Origin of the sequence: Pseudomonas sp. CFBP 13727 (genome assembly GCF_014841915.1) — a bacterium.
Classification (GTDB): domain Bacteria; phylum Pseudomonadota; class Gammaproteobacteria; order Pseudomonadales; family Pseudomonadaceae; genus Aquipseudomonas; species Aquipseudomonas baltica.
Genome location: NZ_JACYUT010000003.1, coordinates 101,325 through 117,880, shown reverse-complemented (window position 1 = coordinate 117,880; position 16,556 = coordinate 101,325). Strand labels below are relative to the sequence as shown.

Sequence of the window (16,556 nt, the reverse complement as noted above, 5' to 3'; positions counted from 1 at the left end):
GAACAAGGCTGGCGCGAGGCGCAAGCCGGAAATTATACGCGCTTTGCCGGGGCCGTAGCGGGCTGTGGCGCAAGGGTCGGGACGGCGATCACGCGCCAGTCGTCGCCCACCGCCGTCATGTCGATGATCTGCAACTGCGGCGATTCGCTCATGTGCGTCAGTGGCCAGTCGAGCAACGGCCGCGCCGTGGAGCCCATGAACTTGGCGGCAATGAATATCTGATACTCGTCCACCAGGCCTTGGCGGGCGAAGGCCCCTGCCAGGCTCGCTCCAGCTTCCACCAGGACTTCGTTGAGGCCTCGGCGCGCCAACTCGCCGCACAGAGCCGGCAGATCGACTCGCCCATCCCTGCCCGGCAGGCTCAGCAGTTCGTGACCGGCCTGAACGTATTCGGGGTGATCCGTTGCGTCTGCGCAGGTCACGACCAGCGCCGGCCCGGCCTGGAAGAACGGCGCATCCAGCGGCACCCGCAGGCGGCCGTCGATCAGAATGCGCAATGGCACGCGGCGCGTTGCCAGCTCGGTATCCTCGGCATCCAGCCCCAACTCGGAGGCGCGCACGGTCATCCGCGCACCGTCGGCAATCACGCTGTCGGCGCCGGTCAGTACGGCGCTGGATTGCGCCCGCAGGCGCTGCACTGCCGAACGCGCGGCAGGCCCGGTGATCCACTGGCTCTCGCCGCTGGCCATGGCCGTGCGCCCGTCCAAACTCATGGCCAGTTTTACCCGAACGTAGGGCTGGCCGTGTTCCATGCGTTTGAGAAATCCGGGGTTCAGCGCCCGGGCCTCGGCGGCAAGCAGCGGGCACGTAACGGCGATGCCCGCTTGTCGCAGGCGCTCCAGGCCCTGCCCGGCCACCTGCGGATTGGGGTCCTGCATGGCCACCACCACCCGCGCCACGCCGGCTTCGACCAACGCCTCGGCGCATGGCGGCGTACGCCCGTAGTGGCTGCACGGCTCGAGTGTTACATAGGCCGTGGCGCCCCGCGCGCGGGTGCCGGCCTGGCGCAGAGCGTGCACCTCGGCATGGGGGCCGCCGGCCTGGACGTGCCAACCTTCGCCGACCGTTTCACCGTCACGCACGATCACGCAACCCACGCGCGGGTTGGGATGAGTGGAATACACGCCTTTGCGCGCCAACTCCAACGCGCGGGCCATGTGCCGGGTATCACTGGCCGTCGGGTCGGGCATGCTCATCATTCCTTGGCCGGCTCGCGCGCCAGGCGGTCGATTTCCTCGCGAAACTCGTCCAGGTCCTGGAAGCGCCGGTACACCGAAGCAAAACGGATGTAGGCCACTTCATCGAGCTTTTGCAGCTCGGTCATGACCCACTCGCCGACGACCAGCGACTTGACCTCGCGTTCGCCCGTGGCGCGCAACTGATGCTTGATGTGCACCAGCGCCGCCTCGAGGCGCTCGACACTGACAGGGCGTTTTTCCAGCGCTCGCTGCATGCCCGCGCGCAGTTTTTCTTCGTCGAAAGGCTGGCGGCTGCCGTCTTGCTTGATCAGTCGCGGGAGCACCAGTTCGGCGGTTTCGAAGGTGGTGAAACGCTCACCGCAAGCCAGGCACTCACGGCGCCGGCGTACTTGCTCGCCCTCGGCGACCAGTCGTGAGTCGATGACCTTGGTGTCGTTGGCACCGCAGAAGGGACAGTGCATGGTGGCAGGCAACAAAAAAAGGGAGGGCCATGGTAGCGCATCCCACTGGCAAGACAAGCCCGGGGCTTTGCGGTATACAGACGGCTCTACTTTCGTTGGGTTTCGAAATGCCGTCCAAGTCGCTCGTTCTGCTCGCTCTCTTCAGCCTGCTCGCCGCCTGCAGCAGCGATGCGCCCAAGCCCGTGGCCAGCGCTACCCCGCCGCCGACGGCAGCGCCCGTCATCAAGGCGCCCGTGGAACTGGGGCCGTTGCCGGCCTACCAGCGCCAGCTCAGCGGCAACCTGCTCGGCGTACCCGCCGGCGCCGAAGTCGAGATGGCCCTGCTGGTGATCGATTCCCGGGCGCGTCCGCAGAAACTGCTGGCCAGCGCCAAGCAGCGGGGCACCGGCCAACCCCTGCCCTTCCAGCTGCGCTTTGCCGCCGAAGCCTTCCCGGCCGGTTCGCGGGTCGAGCTGCGCGCCCGCGCCAGTCAGTCGGGGCAGTTGATCCTGCACCTGCCTGCCGTGCAGATCAACCAGCCCGCCACTCAGCTGCTGGGCAACCTGGAAATGATCAAGGCCCCCTGAAACGCTCGGGCAACGCCCACCATCCGGCCAAACGAGCGGCGGTGGTGGGCCCGATTCGAATCCCTTATAGTCCACCGAACCGCAGATCCGCGAGATTCACATGAGTCAAGAAACCCCGTATATCTTCGACGTGACCACAGCCGATTTCGATCAGGCCGTCATCCAGAACTCCTACATCAAACCCGTGCTGGTGGATTTCTGGGCCGAGTGGTGCGCCCCCTGCAAAGTGCTGATGCCTTTGCTGCAACAGATTGCCGAGGGCTACGCAGGCGAGCTGATTCTGGCCAAGGTCGACTGCGACGCCGAACCCGACATCGTCGGCCGCTTCGGCATTCGCAGCCTGCCCACCGTGGTGTTGTTCAAGGATGGTCAGCCTGTCGACGGCTTCGCCGGTGCGCAGCCGGAATCGGCCATCCGCGCCCTGCTCGAGCCCCATGTGCAGATGCCACCGCCGGCGGCCGCCGACCCACTGGAACTGGCGCAGGCCCTGTTCAGCGAGAGCCGCTTCGGCGAAGCCGAGCAGACCTTGAAGGGGCTGCTGGCCGAAGACAATGCCAACCCTGGCGCGCTGATCCTGTTCGCCCGCTGCCTGGCCGAGCGCGGCGAGCTGGACGAAGCGCAACAGGTACTCGATGCCGTCAGTGGTGACGAGCACAAGGCTGCGTTGGCCGGGGCCAAGGCGCAACTGACCTTCCTGCGTCAGGCGGCGGCCTTGCCCGATGCAGCCGACCTCAAGGCACGCCTGGCCCGTGACCCTAGCGACGACGAAGCAGCGTACCAACTGTGCATCCAGCAGCTGTCACGGCAGCATTACGAAGCAGCGCTGGACGGACTGCTACAGCTGTTCATGCGCAATCGCAGTTACAGCGAAGGGCTGCCGCACAAGACGTTGCTGCAGGTGTTCGAACTGCTCGGCAACGATCACCCGCTGGTGACCAGCTACCGCCGCAAGCTGTTCGCCGCGCTGTACTGACGAACTGCCGGGCACGCCGTGCTTTTGGCTAGCCTACCCAGCAATAGACCGGCGCATCCGCGCCGGCTTCTACCTTCACCTGCGGACAATGGCGCAAGCGCACCAGCATTCGCTTGCCAGCCGCCACGTCCCCCACCAGTCCCTGAACCTGATCCAGCAACGCCGGGCCCTCTATCCTTCCTGCCTGTTCCAGCAGCAACAGCACGCTGCGCCACACGCCGTTGTCCTCGGCCCTGGCCTTGCTCTGCGCAGGCGGCGTTGCCGCCGTTGTCGCGTTTTCGGATGCTGTCGCGAAGGGACCGGTCAGGTGCGCCCAGTCCTCAGCGTCCATGTCTATGGCCAGGTCCACCGGCAGGTTGCCTACGGTGCCTTTGATTCTGATCATGCGGATGCCCTTCCATAACGAGGCCTCGTTGTAGCAGCGCCTCGCGGGTGAAGCAATCCCGGCTTCGACTTCAAGCCCTCTGCACGCATTGCCTGAACCGAACATGAATCTTTACAGACACATGGCAACCCAATGTAAATTTGTTATAACATTGCGTTTCCATATCGCTCACGAGATTCCCCAATGCGCCGTCTCATGCTTGCCCTGCCCTTCGCTCTGCTGCCCTTCGTCGCCCATGCCCACGAGGAGGGCCACGAGCATGAGCATGAGCACGGCAGCCTCGGCGCCCACGAACACGGCGTGGCACGATTGGACGCCGCCCTGGATGGCCAATCCCTCGAACTGGAACTGCAAAGCCCGGCCATGAACCTGGTGGGCTTCGAGCATGCCGCCAGCAGCGATGCCGACAAGGCCAAGGTCGCCGCGGCACGCAAGACCCTCGAGCAACCCCTGGCCCTGTTCGGCCTGCCCGCCGCAGCCAACTGCAAAGTCGCCGAGCAGAAGCTGGAAAGCCCGTTGTTCGGCGACAAGCCTGCCCACGAGCACGACGCCGCAGAAACCAAGCAAGGTGAAGAGCATCACCACGAGCACAGCGAGATTCATGCGCACTACCACTTCACCTGCGCGTCGCCACAGGCCCTGGAACACCTGGACCTGGCGCGCTTGTTCAGCACCTTCCCCGCCACCCAGAAAATTCAGGTACAACTGATCGGCCCGTCCGGCCAGCAGGGTACGGACCTCACCCCCAAGCAAAGCAGCCTGAAATTCTGACCCATGAGCGATGCATTGATCGAGCTGGCCGAACTGGGCTTTGCCTGGCCTTGCCAAGCGATGTTGCTGGACATTCCCGCGTTCCGTCTGGAGCGTGGGGAAACCCTGTTCCTGAAGGGCCCCAGCGGCAGTGGCAAGACCACCCTGCTGGGCCTGCTCGGCGGCGTGCACACGCCGCAGCGTGGCAGCGTTCACTTGCTCGGGCAGAACCTGAGCGAGTTGAGCTTTGCCGCCCGTGACCGGTTTCGCGTCGAACACACGGGCTACATCTTCCAGCAATTCAACCTGCTGCCGTTCCTGTCGGTGCGTGAGAACGTGGAGCTGCCCTGCCGCTTCTCCCGCCGCCGCACCGCTCGCGCCGTGCAGCGCCATGGCAGTGTTGCCCAGGCGGCCACGCAACTGCTGGCACACCTTGGCCTGACCGATCCGGCCCTGCTCCAACGCCGTGCCGACACCCTCTCCATCGGTCAGCAGCAACGCGTGGCGGCTGCGCGCGCGCTGATCGGCCAGCCCGAACTGGTGATCGCCGACGAGCCGACCTCGGCGTTGGACAGCGACGCCCGTGAAGCCTTCATCCAACTGCTGTTCGCCGAATGTCGCGCCGCTGGCTCGAGCCTGCTGTTCGTCAGTCACGATCAAAGCCTGGCGCCTCTGTTCGACCGCCACCTGTCCCTGGCCGAACTCAATCACGCAGCACGCCCTGCCTCACCCGAGGTGTCTTGATGTACCTGCTTCGTCTTGCCCTGGCCAGCCTGGCCAACCGCCGCTTCACCGCGTTCCTGACCGCCTTCGCCATTGCCCTGTCGGTGTGCCTGCTGCTGGCCGTGGAACGTGTGCGCCACGAAGCCCGTGCCAGCTTCGCCAGCACGGTCAGCGGTACCGACCTGATCGTCGGCGCCCGCTCCGGCTCGGTCAACCTGCTGCTTTACTCGGTGTTCCGCATCGGCAACGCCACCAACAACATCCGCTGGGACAGTTTCGAGCATTACGCCAACAACCCTCAGGTCAAGTGGGCCATCCCCATCTCGCTGGGTGACTCGCACCGCGGCTACCGGGTCATGGGCACCAACCAGAGCTATTTCGAACACTATCAGTACGGCCGCCGACAGTCGCTGCAGGTGGTCCAGGGCCGTGCCTTCCAGACCGACCCGTTCGAGGTGGTGCTTGGCGCGCAGGTCGCCGATGCCCTGCATTACAAGCTCGGCGACAAACTGGTGCTGGCCCACGGCGTGGCGGCAATCAGCCTGGTCAAGCACGACGACAAGCCGTTCACCGTCGTCGGCATCCTCGCCCGCACCGGTACGCCGGTCGATCGCACGCTGCACATCAGCCTGGGCGGCATGGAAGCGATCCATGTCGACTGGAAGAATGGCGTCCCGGCGCGCGGCGCCGGACGCATCAGCGCCGACCAGGCGCGCAACATGGACCTCACACCCAGCGCCATCACCGCGTTCATGGTCGGCCTGAACAGCAAGATCGCCACCTTCGCCCTGCAACGCGACATCAACGACTTTCGCGGCGAACCGTTGATGGCGATCCTGCCCGGCGTGGCCCTGCAGGAGCTGTGGAGCCTGATGGGCACTGCAGAACAGGCGTTGTTCGTGATCTCCGTATTCGTCGTGCTGACCGGCCTGATCGGCATGCTCACGGCCATCGTCACCAGCCTCAACGAACGCCGTCGCGAGATGGCCATCCTGCGCTCGGTCGGCGCTCGTCCCTGGCACATCGCCGGCCTGCTGATTCTCGAAGCCTTCGCCCTGGCACTGGTCGGAATCCTCGCGGGCATGGCATTGTTGTACCTGGGCATTGCCTGCGCGCAGGGCTACGTGCAGTCCAACTACGGCCTGTATCTGCCGCTGAGCCTGCCCAGCGCCTATGAGTGGTCGCTGCTGGGGATCATCCTCGCAGCCGCAGTGGTCATGGGCGCGATCCCGGCCTGGCGCGCCTACCGGCAATCTCTGGCAGACGGCCTGTCGATCCACCTGTGAGGATTTCACCTATGTTGCGCGCGGTAATGGCCCTGTTGCTGCTGACCAGCATGTCGCTGTCCGCAGCCGATCTCAAGGAAGTCAGCTGGGAGGCGCTTATCCCGCCAGATGCGCCCAAGCTGACCCCGCAGATGACGCCAATGCACGATCTGGCGAACATCGGCACGACCTTGGCCGAAGCAGCGCCTGCCGTCCACCAGCAGGCGCCCGATGCACCCGTGGTCCAGGCACTGGACGGCCAGCAGCTGCGCATCCCCGGCTACATCGTGCCGCTGGAGGTCAACGAGGCCGGTCGAACCACCGAGTTTCTCCTGGTGCCCTATTTTGGCGCCTGCATCCATGTACCACCGCCGCCGTCCAACCAGATCGTGCACGTCACCAGCGCCGTCGGGGTCAAGGTCGAGGAGCTCTACCAGCCCTACTGGATCGAGGGACCGATGCAGGTCAAGGCCAGCACCAGCGACCTGGCCCAGGCCGGCTACCAGATGGCCGCGGCGAAGATCTATGCCTACGAACTTCCCGACTGAGCCAATGACTTTTCATTGAGCCAGATCAAAAAACCGTAGCGACGCACTGACTACCATTGGGCGAATGTCCTTCGCATTCCCCAATGGAGCCCCCATGAACAAGTCCTTGCTCGGCGCCTCACTGATTGCCCTGGCGCTGGCAACCTCACCGGCCCAGGCCCACCAGGCCGGCGACATGATCATTCGCGCCGGCGCCGCCACCACCGCGCCCAATGAAGACAGCGGCCAGCTCAAGCTGGACGGCGCCAAGATCGCAGGCACCAAAGCCACCCTCGACAGCGACACGCAGCTGGGCCTGGCCTTAGCCTACATGCTCACCGACCACGTCGGCATCGAGCTGCTGGCGGCCACTCCATTCCAGCACACCGTAGGCGTGCGCGGAATCAGCGCCGCCACCGGTATCGGCGGGCTCGACGGCAAGCTGGCAGACGTCAAGCAACTGCCTCCCACCCTGTCATTGCAGTACTACCCATTGGCGCCAACGTCGCGCTTCCAGCCGTACGCCGGCGTCGGCATCAACTACACCCTGTTCTACGACGAAGACCTAAGTGGCGCGCGCAAGCAGCAGGGCTTCGACAACCTGAAGATCCAGGACTCGGTGGGCATTGCCGGGCAATTGGGTTTCGACTACATGTTGGGCGAGCACATGATGCTCAATGCGTCGGTCTGGTACGTCGACATCGACACCAAGGCCAGCGTCGACGGCCCCACGGCGCTAGGCGTCGGCCGCACCAAAGTCGACCTGGAAGTCGATCCGTGGGTGTACATGGTGGGTGTGGGCTACAAGTTCTAGGCAACGATCCTGCCGCCAGCCCTGCCCCATCGGTGCGGCAACGGGCTGGCGACAGTGGGCGGTTACGGTGCCAGGAGGCGCCGCAACCCTTCTTCCAGCGGCGTCACCGGGCCCAGTTCGAAGCGTTCCAGCAGCAAGGCGTTATCGGCGCGCGAGTGACGGATATCGCCCGCACGCGCCGGGCCGTGGCTCACCGCCGGCAAACCGCCCAGCACTGCGCCCAGCCCCGCCAGCAGCTGATTGAGCGACGTCGCCTGGTTCAACCCTACGTTCACCGGCCCCGGTTGCACGGTGGCCTGCTGCAACCCCTGCATCAGCAAGGTCACCAGGTCACCGACATAGAAGAAGTCGCGGGTCTGTTCGCCATCGCCGAACAGGCTGATCGGCTGCCCACGCTGGGCGCGCTCGCTGAAAATACTGATGACGCCCGAATACGGCGAGGAAGGATCCTGCCTCGGCCCGTAGATATTGAAGAAGCGAAACACCACCGGCTCCAGCCCATGCTCGCGGCGGTAGAAGTCCAGATAGTACTCACTGGCCAGCTTGTCCGATGCATAGGGCGTCAAAGGTGCCTTGGGTGTGTTCTCGCCGACCGCCTCACCTTCGCCATTGTTGCCATACACCGCGGCACTGGAAGCGAACAGCACACGCTTGACCCCCGCCAGACGCATCGCTTCGCACAGGTTCAAGGTGCCGATGAAGTTGCTCTGGTGAGTCTTCACCGGATCGTCCACGGAAGCCTGCACCGAAGCGACCGCGGCCAGGTGCACCACCGCTTTGCAGCCGCCTACCACCTGTGCCAACAGGCGTGCGTCGGCGACATCGCCTTCGATCAGCTCCAGCCTGGGGTTTTCCATCGGCAGGTTGCTGCGCTTGCCTGTGGACAAGTCGTCGAGCACCCGCACCGAGTGACCTTCGGCCAGCAACGCATCGACCAGATGGGAGCCAATGAAACCGGCACCGCCGGTGATCAGAATGGGTGTATCAGCCATGTCGGTAGTATCTGTCCAGAAGGCTCGGCAGCCCCGAACGCCAGGCGCGCGGCTTGATACCGAAGGTGTGCAGGATTTTCTTGCAGGCCAGCACGGCGTGCTGCGGTTCTTCCCCGGCATCGGGCCGCGCGGCGTGGGCCTGCGCGGTGGGCGCATCGATCGCCAGTGCGTGCATCGTCCTGGCTTCGCTGATGATCGCCTGGCCAAGGGCCAAGGCAGTGGTCGCCTCGTTGCCGGCATAGTGGTAGGTGCCCCACAGCGGCGCTTCGCAGTCCAGCTGCTTGAGCACCGAGAGGATCACCCGCGCGGCATCATCCACCGGGGTCGGATTGCCGCGCCGGTCATCGGCCAGCGGCAGCGGTTGCGGCAGCTCGGCGCGCTGCAGGTAGCGCCCCAGCACGCCGTCGGCGCTGTCGTCCAGCAGCCAGCCGAACCGCAACAGCACGTGCCGTGGGCAGGCCGCGCGCACGCTCTGCTCGATGCGCCACAGCGCCTGACCGCGCAGGCCAAGGGGCACCGGCTCATCCTTTTCGCTGTAGGCAGTGGCCCGCGAGCCATCGAACACACGATAGCTGGAAGGCTGCAACAGCACGATCTGGTGCTGCTGGCAGCGTTCGGCCAGGCGCTCTACCGCGATTTCTTGTTGGTCCAGGCGCGCCTGGCTCACTGCATCGGCCTGAAACCAGTCGAAGTAGTACGCCAGATTGATCAGCGCATCGGGGCGGGTTTCATCGAGCAGGTCGGTGAGGCTCGCCCCGTCCCAACCGTTTTCCGGCGGCCGCGGGGCCAGGAAGCCGATGCCCTCTTCCGCTCCGAGGCGAATCAGCGCTTGTCCTAGGGCATTCCCACCGCCCAACAGCATAAGGCGCATTCGCATAGAGTCAGCAGGTCCGTTCAAATTGGCAGTTCAGATTAACCGCAGGCGCGTAGTCGACGACAAAACCTTCGCCCGCACTCGAATCGAACAGCCATTTTGCGTTTTTCTGACGCCGACGTCACGCGCTATCAAAAAGAGGGGTTAGTGACAGCCCCGCAGCCTCAGCCCGGCACAGCCTGCGCAGGCAATCGTTGCCCCAGTAAACGACGCCCCAGCTTCTGCCCGTTGACCTCGATCAGGTGGTAGGTGATGAAGGAAACCCCGATCACGGCCAGCAATACCAGGCCCACGAGCAGATTGTTCAGCCACGGATAACCGCTGTCCAGATAACGGAAATCTCCGAACACCGGCGCCAGCGGCAAGCCGGTCTTCTTCTCCAACACCATGAAGAGCAGGATCAACACACTCAAAATGATCACATGGGTCAGGTAGATCGAGTAAGAAAGTCGCCCCAGCAGCTCGAACACACGCGTCTTCAGCACGTTGGAAACGACCCCGGCATCGAACGCATACAAGGTCACCGTCAGGCAGAACAGAGCGCTGGCCAGCATGGCCTTGTTCGGCTCGTCACTGCTGAGCACCCAGACAATAGATCCGCCCGCCACGACTTCAAGCAGCGAAGCCATTGCGAACCCCGGCTGCACGCGTCGGCGCAGTGCCTCGAAGGCCTTGTAGCACAGCGCCCCGGCGAAGAAGCACGCCAGCCCCTTGTAGGCCAGCGCGGTGAACGGCCCTGCCCCGCTGTACAACAACGCCGCAGCACCCATGACGATGCCTGCCCAGGCCAGCACCCGACGACGCGCCGACGTGCACAGCACCACCGCGGCGAAAATCAAATACATGTAGTACTCGATGCTGATGCTCCAGGAGGGATAGTTGAACGACATGTTTTCCGTCCACGGCGTCCACGCCTGGATCAACAGCAAGTTGGGCACGATCTGCGAAGGCGCATACATACCGGTGAACGGCTCCTTGTTGAAGTTGACCCCTTGCTGCGCGGCGGCCCACTTCACGAACTCGAAGACGATGAACACGCCCAGCAAACAGACATGCAAGGGAGCCAGCCGAAAAGTGCGCAGAATGAAGAACCGCCGCAAGTCCAGATCGTGCCGCGCGCCGTAGGCATGGGTGATCACGAAGCCGCTGAGCACGAAGAAGAAATCCACGAACAAATCGGCACTGCGAAAGAACGCCAGCTCCGTCACACTGCCGACCACGTGCAGGTGATACAGCACAACGGCCAACGCGCAGATACCGCGAAGACTGTCGAGCGCGTGAAAGCGTTGACCTGAAGCCATGACGTGATTCCGTTCGAAGGGTGTATCGGCTGCAGGCAGTGCGCTCCAGGTAACGAAGCGTGGGCAACAGGGCCGCGAAGTTGGAAAAATCTTAGTGAAGCGGCGGGGCCAGGGCAAGGTAATACGCGATGCATATATTTATATTTTGCCGCTGTGAAAACAGCTGAAAAACTGGCGTCAAAGCCGCTTTGCAAGGCCTGTTCGAAGCAGCACCCTCGCCTGCTTTTTGGCGAGCGGCAAAAAGCCCCGGTGCCGGGTGGCAGCGGGGCTTTTTCAGGTCATACGGGCAGTGCAGCTATACTCTAAAACGGTAATGCATACCATAAAGCACTATAATCTTATCGCGTGAGTGAGTGAAACCACCGCAGAACAGGGCTCTTGCAACTATAAAGTCCGAAACGCAAATAAAAACGTAGCGTTTTTTGTAAATTTTTAGTCGATTAGGCGCTGAAATCAGTCCAAGACTTTACAAATCAGTTTTGCGCTAAACAGCGTCAGCGACCGTCCCCCGACGTTGAAATTAAAGCATCAATGGATGTTCACAATAAAAAGCCCGCTTCTACGCAGCCGATTTCGGTAATGCCCAGCTCGAAACTGGCTTAGTAGCCAACGAAGCCGTCACAGACCAGCTTGCCTATCCAGGTGCCCAGGAAGTTAGCTGTGTTCGCCATCCGCTTACGCTCATTGAGCCCGCAAGATCATTCGAACGCCGCTTCACGGTGTCGTATGATCGCAGGATCATAGCCCAATGCTTGAAGGTAGGAAAACGTCCTTGAATCTGCTATCGAGCCTCTGGAGCATCGTCTGCCCCGACCGCCGCCCCGAGCGGGAGAAGGCCCGTGAACGCGGGTTCATCCAGGCAGCGAACAGCCTCAAAACCCTCAGGGTCACCCCGGAGGGCGGGATGTCCATCGATCCAGAAGAGCTTCGCGAACAGATCGTCACGTCACGTGAGCAGTTGAAGCATCTTGTCCACAAACCAAGAGTACCTAGCGGGCCATTCAGTCCCGTGGCACAACAGGAAGCGAGTTCCAGCGTGGAGTCTCCAGACGGTGCCTTGGACTGCATCGAGGTCGTGGCTTGGCGTCGGCTAACCAGTGGCGCTGCAGTGCGTTACACCTGCCTCCAGCGCGCGAGTACAGGTCGATTCGTTGTCGCGGCAGCTAGCCTGTTCTCAGGGGGTACCGAAAGTCTTCCGCCTTGGGTTGATAGCAATATGAACAGGCAAGTCGCTAGCGCCTTCCAGAACAGAGAGTTCCACTGGTATGCGACTGTGGGTGAGGCGATGAATGCCTGGGACGCAGCGCTTTGATGTCCCTACAAAACAGAAAGGCTCGTCCGGTTCCGCTTGTGCAGTACGAAGATTACGGTGACATCCCACCAGAGGGCATGGATATAGAAGAGGTGGAACTCATCTGGTGGACAGTCGCTTCTAGGATGAGCAATAAAGAGCTCCGAAAGCGGCTGAAAAAGGTTGCTGATGGTTATCGTGACGCTGGTTGCTTGCGGTACGCGGCAATTTCTGATGTTCAAGGGCGCGGTCGTTATCCTCGGGGCGTCATCAACGCTGTTAAACAGGTGCTGAAGCCGCGTGGGTTGATGCCTCTGGACACGGCTGATGATGTTCTTTATATCCAGGTTGAGATCTGGCATCTGTGCATCTCCAAAGCACTTGAATGGTGCCCACCGAATGCACTTCCTAGAAAGCTTCGCGGTATAAAGGTTGAGGCTGATCTCGGGTTGTAAGCGGCGTAGTTCGGCTCATTGGAACTTAGGCCCCCACGTAGGTGGGTTCTCGACGATATCGATTGAGGTGCTGAGCTCGTACTGCATGCGCTCAAAGACCCGGTTGAGAGTCGGATGGGCATTCGACTCCCTCAGCGTGGTCACCAGTTGCAGCAGCTCTCTGCCCTCCGCCAAGGGCATTTGAACGTCGCAATACACTGTGTCGTCATCGTCCGTCATACCCATCTGACTCTCCACGTAGCATGGTCGGTTTTCCCCACAGTTCAATAGCCCGTTGTCAGGCGTGCCCCTGCGGGGAAATGCTGTTGTGAACCGAGCCTTGGCAAAGCCTGAGTCTCGGCCCTTCGGGCTTCCATCCTACACGCCTGCGCGCTCCACTTGCCCAAGCCAGCCCAACTGAGCTAACTACCCGTGCGTGATTACACTCCAATTGACCAAGTGCCTGGAGTCCGAGCGTTTCAAAACTTCACCCGAAGGGGGGGACGAGGCTATTGTGCTGCCCGGATGCGCTGAGTCAGGGTTCCATGACGTGCGTTTTAGGCGCTGGGCGAGCAGCTAACACTACGCACACCTTGGCTTTCCAATGACTCTACAAGGTATCTGCAAGGATCTTGTAAGGTTTTCTTAAGATTTCTATTGATTATTTTTAAGATTTCCATAAGACTCCCGCTCCTTCCCCCGGAAAAACCTGTAAAGGCAGTCGTTTCAGGAGTTTTTATGGCAAAGACAGCACAGAGCATCGCCGCAGAGCTTAACGAAATCATGCGTAAAAATGGCAATGAATGCATGACCCTGAAATGGGCTCAGTTTTATAAAGTATGTGAGCGCGAGCGTCTCGCGGATGTGGTCATGGAAAACATCGCCAAACACATGAAGAAAAATGACCTCCATATTATTTATGGCAATAACGTCATTGTCGTTCGTGATTTCTGCTGGAACCCTGTAACGATCTAGCCTGTGAGCAGCGCGCATTGCTGAGTGGTATCGCCGGCGAGTCGTAATCGGTAGTTCTCGCTGCGGCGATAGGACTCAGCTAAAACTTCAGCCACTCCAAGCTTGAAAGACCTCGAAATATCGTTTGTCGATCAATCTGCCTGGTCACTTAATTGAATATTTATGGAGATTTAAGCCAGTGAATCAATGGCCCGCGCACTCAAAAATAAAGTGCATGAATTCCAATGGCGAAATCATTGCCGAATCTGCACGCAGCAGGCTGGATCTCTCTGATTCGCTGATGGGTCGTCGATATTCATTGTTGTGCACAATCGAAGTATCAACCAAGGCGATTGACTGGACGACATGAAATTCAGGCAATGTGAAGAGAGTTGAAGATCACATTGTTTATGATCTCGAATTTGACGGCTACACAGTTAAGATTCAACGCATCAGCAAGCCAGGTAGAACGTTATGTAGCAAGCCTTTTTCATGGGAGCTTGAAATAAGCGCAGACGATGACGACCAAGAGCTTGGGCAGGATAAAAAGCCTAATGGCACTAGATTCAAGGTTGCTCGCAGTGATGCTTCCATTAAAACAATTCAATCAACTATTGAGAAGGTTTTTGGTCTGCCTCGTGGCTGTGTTTGCTTACTGACGCCTGAAGCCAAAAAAGCCTCTCTGGGTAGCTCAATAAAAAGTCTGAGAAACAAATGGAAAAACAGCTAGTCAGTCTCTGAATGAAGCTCAGTTATTTCATAGCACTTACCTGCAGAGATGCACCGAACTTAATGACAGAAAGAGGGGCAGATTTATTTCCCTTTTCCAAACGACTGCCTTTGGCCGACTTCTGCCGGCGCCGGAGGATTACAGTGGGTTGAACACTGGCGGTCAGTAACAATCCTAGTAGAATTTGTTGAGCTAAGTGCCGCCCCTTTGAGATGCTCTATGAACTCTGAGTTAACTGAAAAAGAAATGCGTCGTGCCCTGTTCGGTACGCCTCAGCCCGAAGAGCAGGTGTCAGATCCTGTAGTAGAGGAGCCTGTGCCAGAGGTTGTCTTTACGACGCCAGTAGCTGCTCCCGTAGCAAAGAAGAAAGCGGCGAAAGCGTTTACGCCTAGGCTTAGGGTCACGCTCCGGGTCGGGAACGAATTTGAGGGGAAGATGCAGGAGTTGATTCACGAGGCCGACACGTTGAGCTCGCTGCTTGCCGAGCAAGAGGCTGTGAAGGCTGCCAGGAAGAAGTACAAATATGTTGAAGTGGTATCGGTCAAATCGATGTAGACGGCCCAGCTAACCTGGCTAGGCGGCTGACTGAGCCACCCGTTTGTCACACGTACGTCGAGAGCAAGCGGAGCGCGCCGACCCACGATGGGCCAGAGGCTTGAGGATGGAAGCCCAGAGGGCCAAAACCTGGCGCAGCCGGGTTTGGTTCACGACAGCCGTAGCCCGAAGAGGGCAAGCCCAAAGCGGATACTCACCTCATTTTGGCGATTTATATAACGCTCTTGGAGCTCAAGACCTGCTGTTTGCTCTTTTCCTTTCGTGTGGCGCGCGTTGTACAAAACCGCAGTTCCTAAAGTCTCACTCCACGCCATCCAGTACGAGCGAGTTTTTTCCTCTTCCGCAGAACTCATGCCCTTCGCATCAGCCACTCGGGAAAAATCAGGCTGGGGTAAGCGCGTTACGACTAGATTATGCTGTTTGAGATTTTTTACGATTTGCCAAGGATGCCAAAATGGAAGCACCAAAACGGCTGTACAAATACAGAGCATTCAGTGCGCTGACCGTCGATTTACTGGTGTCGGACAAGATCTACTATGCCGATCCTGCTTCATTCAATGACCCACTTGACACAAAGCCTTGCATTAACCCAGATCTTCCTGTTGACCAGCTCGAGCACACACTCCGAATGCTAATAGAAAACAGAATATCTGCTGAGATGACAGCCGCTGCCAAGGCGATAATGTATCGGGGCCCTAAGACCATAGATCACATCCAGCGGCATAGTAAACGTCAAGCAGAGAGAATCATTGCGGACATTGCTTACAATGCGACCAATCCCGAATATTCTGCCATTTCACCCAACCCTCAAATTAAGCTCTTGACCTACCAGTTACAGATTGAACTAATTCAAGCATATGACAAGGGCGTGCTCTCGCTCGCGGCGAGAAACTCCTGCCCACTTATGTGGAGCCACTATGGTGACCAGCATCATGGTCTTTGTATAGGTTATGAGGTTCCTCTGGACGCTCAGGAAAACCTTCATAAAGTGGCCTATGGAGGCAGCCGGCTCATTGACGCAAGCAAAGTGGCCGCGATGCTTAACGCCGATGATGCTGCGCGAAAGGAAGTTGATGCTTCGGTGTTGCTGCGTAAAGCTCAAGACTGGCGTTATGAAAAAGAGTGGAGATTGATAGGACGCCGGGGCCTATCAGACTCACCACTTGAACTAACTGACGTGACCTTTGGCACACGTTGCATAGACTCGGTTAAGCACACGGTTATCAAAGCATTAGAGGGGCGGGATAAACCTATTAAAATGTACGAGATGCGTGAGATTTATGGAACCTTTAAACTCAAAAGATTGGCATTGAACGAACAGGAACTGACAGTCTCTTATCCCCACCGCGCGCGCTCTGCAGCAGAGTGTTTTGACCAACTGGAATAATCGGGTTTTAGTATCTATCCGGTAAGTGATTTACCGCTCACTGCTATCCCTGAGAGCCCACTGGGTCTATGAGGAGTCGCAGGTAAATATCGGGCAAGCTCACCCTGCGTGAAGGCTATTCATAGCCATCGCCCTATAGTCCCTAGCTGCATCCCCCAGGATGCCTCATCCTGACCCTGCGGGTGCGGATACCCGCATTTCGAGCTATGCCCGAACTAGCTTGAAGAGCTGAGCCTAGATCTGCTTTAAGCCGAGGGAGGGATATTCGAGCCGGTTGGGTTCACTGACGCTTATCGGAATAGGGAGAACGTATGAGTTAAGCGGCTATCTTCAGGCTCCTGCACGATTTATGATGATGGCCGCTTGGCATCTCCA

The 16,556-nt window shown here is 59.8% G+C and carries 19 protein-coding genes; 12 read left to right on the top strand and 7 right to left on the bottom strand.

Annotated features, from left to right (window positions below; all coding sequences use genetic code 11):
• Nucleotides 1-32: 32 nt before the first annotated feature.
• Both ribD and nrdR read right to left on the bottom strand, forming a co-directional pair.
• Nucleotides 33-1,190 (bottom strand): bifunctional diaminohydroxyphosphoribosylaminopyrimidine deaminase/5-amino-6-(5-phosphoribosylamino)uracil reductase RibD, encoded by a 1,158-nt coding sequence (gene ribD / locus IFT76_RS11160; RefSeq protein WP_192058411.1) that lies wholly within the window; start codon nucleotides 1,188-1,190, stop codon nucleotides 33-35.
• A 5-nt stretch (nucleotides 1,191-1,195) separates the two neighbouring features.
• Entirely contained in the window at nucleotides 1,196-1,660 is a 465-nt protein-coding gene (nrdR, locus tag IFT76_RS11155) for a transcriptional regulator NrdR (protein WP_161804299.1), read from the bottom strand.
• Between the two features lie 107 nt (nucleotides 1,661-1,767).
• On the opposite strand from nrdR, the gene IFT76_RS11150 reads away from it, so the two are divergent.
• Both IFT76_RS11150 and trxA read left to right on the top strand, forming a co-directional pair.
• Nucleotides 1,768-2,226, top strand: coding sequence for a YbaY family lipoprotein (locus tag IFT76_RS11150; RefSeq protein WP_192054895.1), 459 nt, complete (start codon nucleotides 1,768-1,770; stop codon nucleotides 2,224-2,226).
• A 100-nt stretch (nucleotides 2,227-2,326) separates the two neighbouring features.
• On the top strand, nucleotides 2,327-3,199 hold the full coding sequence (trxA, locus tag IFT76_RS11145; protein ID WP_192058409.1) for a thioredoxin: 873 nt from the start codon (nucleotides 2,327-2,329) through the stop codon (nucleotides 3,197-3,199).
• A 28-nt stretch (nucleotides 3,200-3,227) separates the two neighbouring features.
• On the opposite strand, the gene IFT76_RS11140 is transcribed toward trxA, so the two are convergent.
• On the bottom strand, nucleotides 3,228-3,584 hold the full coding sequence (locus tag IFT76_RS11140; protein WP_185795435.1) for a hypothetical protein: 357 nt from the start codon (nucleotides 3,582-3,584) through the stop codon (nucleotides 3,228-3,230).
• Between the two features lie 183 nt (nucleotides 3,585-3,767).
• Between IFT76_RS11140 and IFT76_RS11135 the strand changes: the two genes are divergently transcribed.
• The 5 genes from IFT76_RS11135 (at nucleotide 3,768) to IFT76_RS11115 (ending at nucleotide 7,663) form a co-directional block, all read left to right on the top strand.
• The gene (locus IFT76_RS11135) at nucleotides 3,768-4,355 is read left to right on the top strand and encodes a DUF2796 domain-containing protein (protein ID WP_192058407.1); all 588 of its coding nucleotides are present in this window, start codon (nucleotides 3,768-3,770) and stop codon (nucleotides 4,353-4,355) included.
• A 3-nt stretch (nucleotides 4,356-4,358) separates the two neighbouring features.
• A complete protein-coding gene (locus IFT76_RS11130) occupies nucleotides 4,359-5,078 on the top strand; it encodes an ABC transporter ATP-binding protein (protein WP_192058405.1) in 720 nt (239 codons plus the stop codon).
• Complete coding sequence (locus tag IFT76_RS11125) at nucleotides 5,078-6,343, top strand: ABC transporter permease (RefSeq protein ID WP_122475617.1); 1,266 nt, start codon at nucleotides 5,078-5,080, stop codon at nucleotides 6,341-6,343. The genes IFT76_RS11130 and IFT76_RS11125 overlap by 1 nt, the downstream gene beginning before the upstream one ends.
• 11 nt (nucleotides 6,344-6,354) lie before the next feature.
• Nucleotides 6,355-6,870, top strand: coding sequence for a DUF3299 domain-containing protein (locus tag IFT76_RS11120; protein WP_192058403.1), 516 nt, complete (start codon nucleotides 6,355-6,357; stop codon nucleotides 6,868-6,870).
• Between the two features lie 94 nt (nucleotides 6,871-6,964).
• Nucleotides 6,965-7,663 carry an OmpW/AlkL family protein gene (locus IFT76_RS11115; RefSeq protein ID WP_192058401.1) on the top strand — a complete coding sequence of 233 codons (699 nt, stop codon included), beginning with the start codon at nucleotides 6,965-6,967 and terminating at the stop codon, nucleotides 7,661-7,663.
• A gap of 62 nt (nucleotides 7,664-7,725) precedes the next feature.
• Here IFT76_RS11115 and IFT76_RS11110 read toward each other — a convergent pair whose 3' ends face one another.
• From IFT76_RS11110 to IFT76_RS11100, 3 genes are all read right to left on the bottom strand, one after another.
• A complete protein-coding gene (locus IFT76_RS11110) occupies nucleotides 7,726-8,655 on the bottom strand; it encodes an NAD-dependent epimerase/dehydratase family protein (protein WP_122475623.1) in 930 nt (309 codons plus the stop codon).
• Entirely contained in the window at nucleotides 8,648-9,532 is an 885-nt protein-coding gene (locus IFT76_RS11105) for a sugar nucleotide-binding protein (protein ID WP_122475625.1), read from the bottom strand. The genes IFT76_RS11110 and IFT76_RS11105 overlap by 8 nt, the downstream gene beginning before the upstream one ends.
• A 161-nt stretch (nucleotides 9,533-9,693) precedes the next feature.
• On the bottom strand, nucleotides 9,694-10,830 hold the full coding sequence (locus IFT76_RS11100) for an acyltransferase family protein (RefSeq protein WP_192058399.1): 1,137 nt from the start codon (nucleotides 10,828-10,830) through the stop codon (nucleotides 9,694-9,696).
• A gap of 1,311 nt (nucleotides 10,831-12,141) precedes the next feature.
• Here IFT76_RS11100 and IFT76_RS11095 point away from each other — a divergent pair.
• Nucleotides 12,142-12,576, top strand: coding sequence for a hypothetical protein (locus IFT76_RS11095; RefSeq protein ID WP_192058397.1), 435 nt, complete (start codon nucleotides 12,142-12,144; stop codon nucleotides 12,574-12,576).
• 15 nt (nucleotides 12,577-12,591) lie between these two features.
• Here the strand turns inward: IFT76_RS11095 and IFT76_RS20850 are convergent, their stop codons facing one another.
• Nucleotides 12,592-12,801: a hypothetical protein gene (locus IFT76_RS20850; RefSeq protein WP_244647940.1), complete on the bottom strand. Its 210-nt coding sequence runs from the start codon at nucleotides 12,799-12,801 to the stop codon at nucleotides 12,592-12,594.
• Nucleotides 12,802-13,293: 492 nt separating this feature from the next.
• Here IFT76_RS20850 and IFT76_RS11090 point away from each other — a divergent pair, with 492 nt between their 5' ends.
• The 4 genes from IFT76_RS11090 to IFT76_RS11075 all read left to right on the top strand — a co-directional run bounded on the left by IFT76_RS11090 (nucleotide 13,294) and on the right by IFT76_RS11075 (nucleotide 16,181).
• A complete protein-coding gene (locus IFT76_RS11090; protein ID WP_192058395.1) occupies nucleotides 13,294-13,530 on the top strand; it encodes a hypothetical protein in 237 nt (78 codons plus the stop codon).
• Between the two features lie 361 nt (nucleotides 13,531-13,891).
• Nucleotides 13,892-14,239 carry a hypothetical protein gene (locus IFT76_RS11085; protein ID WP_192058393.1) on the top strand — a complete coding sequence of 116 codons (348 nt, stop codon included), beginning with the start codon at nucleotides 13,892-13,894 and terminating at the stop codon, nucleotides 14,237-14,239.
• A 219-nt stretch (nucleotides 14,240-14,458) separates the two neighbouring features.
• Nucleotides 14,459-14,794 carry a hypothetical protein gene (locus IFT76_RS11080; protein WP_192058391.1) on the top strand — a complete coding sequence of 112 codons (336 nt, stop codon included), beginning with the start codon at nucleotides 14,459-14,461 and terminating at the stop codon, nucleotides 14,792-14,794.
• A gap of 454 nt (nucleotides 14,795-15,248) precedes the next feature.
• Nucleotides 15,249-16,181 carry a DUF2971 domain-containing protein gene (locus IFT76_RS11075; RefSeq protein ID WP_192058389.1) on the top strand — a complete coding sequence of 311 codons (933 nt, stop codon included), beginning with the start codon at nucleotides 15,249-15,251 and terminating at the stop codon, nucleotides 16,179-16,181.
• Nucleotides 16,182-16,556: the final 375 nt, after the last annotated feature.

Bases quoted from the DNA above. Each gene is read 5' to 3' on its own strand.
- ribD (WP_192058411.1), bottom strand. From the start codon at position 1,190: ATGCCCGACCCGACGGCCAGTGATACCCGGCACATGGCCCGCGCGTTG.
- nrdR (WP_161804299.1), bottom strand. From the start codon at position 1,660: ATGCACTGTCCCTTCTGCGGTGCCAACGACACCAAGGTCATCGACTCA.
- IFT76_RS11150 (WP_192054895.1), top strand. From the start codon at position 1,768: ATGCCGTCCAAGTCGCTCGTTCTGCTCGCTCTCTTCAGCCTGCTCGCC.
- trxA (WP_192058409.1), top strand. From the start codon at position 2,327: ATGAGTCAAGAAACCCCGTATATCTTCGACGTGACCACAGCCGATTTC.
- IFT76_RS11140 (WP_185795435.1), bottom strand. From the start codon at position 3,584: ATGATCAGAATCAAAGGCACCGTAGGCAACCTGCCGGTGGACCTGGCC.
- IFT76_RS11135 (WP_192058407.1), top strand. From the start codon at position 3,768: ATGCGCCGTCTCATGCTTGCCCTGCCCTTCGCTCTGCTGCCCTTCGTC.
- IFT76_RS11130 (WP_192058405.1), top strand. From the start codon at position 4,359: ATGAGCGATGCATTGATCGAGCTGGCCGAACTGGGCTTTGCCTGGCCT.
- IFT76_RS11125 (WP_122475617.1), top strand. From the start codon at position 5,078: ATGTACCTGCTTCGTCTTGCCCTGGCCAGCCTGGCCAACCGCCGCTTC.
- IFT76_RS11120 (WP_192058403.1), top strand. From the start codon at position 6,355: ATGTTGCGCGCGGTAATGGCCCTGTTGCTGCTGACCAGCATGTCGCTG.
- IFT76_RS11115 (WP_192058401.1), top strand. From the start codon at position 6,965: ATGAACAAGTCCTTGCTCGGCGCCTCACTGATTGCCCTGGCGCTGGCA.
- IFT76_RS11110 (WP_122475623.1), bottom strand. From the start codon at position 8,655: ATGGCTGATACACCCATTCTGATCACCGGCGGTGCCGGTTTCATTGGC.
- IFT76_RS11105 (WP_122475625.1), bottom strand. From the start codon at position 9,532: ATGCGAATGCGCCTTATGCTGTTGGGCGGTGGGAATGCCCTAGGACAA.
- IFT76_RS11100 (WP_192058399.1), bottom strand. From the start codon at position 10,830: ATGGCTTCAGGTCAACGCTTTCACGCGCTCGACAGTCTTCGCGGTATC.
- IFT76_RS11095 (WP_192058397.1), top strand. From the start codon at position 12,142: ATGTCCCTACAAAACAGAAAGGCTCGTCCGGTTCCGCTTGTGCAGTAC.
- IFT76_RS20850 (WP_244647940.1), bottom strand. From the start codon at position 12,801: ATGGGTATGACGGACGATGACGACACAGTGTATTGCGACGTTCAAATG.
- IFT76_RS11090 (WP_192058395.1), top strand. From the start codon at position 13,294: ATGGCAAAGACAGCACAGAGCATCGCCGCAGAGCTTAACGAAATCATG.
- IFT76_RS11080 (WP_192058391.1), top strand. From the start codon at position 14,459: ATGAACTCTGAGTTAACTGAAAAAGAAATGCGTCGTGCCCTGTTCGGT.
- IFT76_RS11075 (WP_192058389.1), top strand. From the start codon at position 15,249: ATGGAAGCACCAAAACGGCTGTACAAATACAGAGCATTCAGTGCGCTG.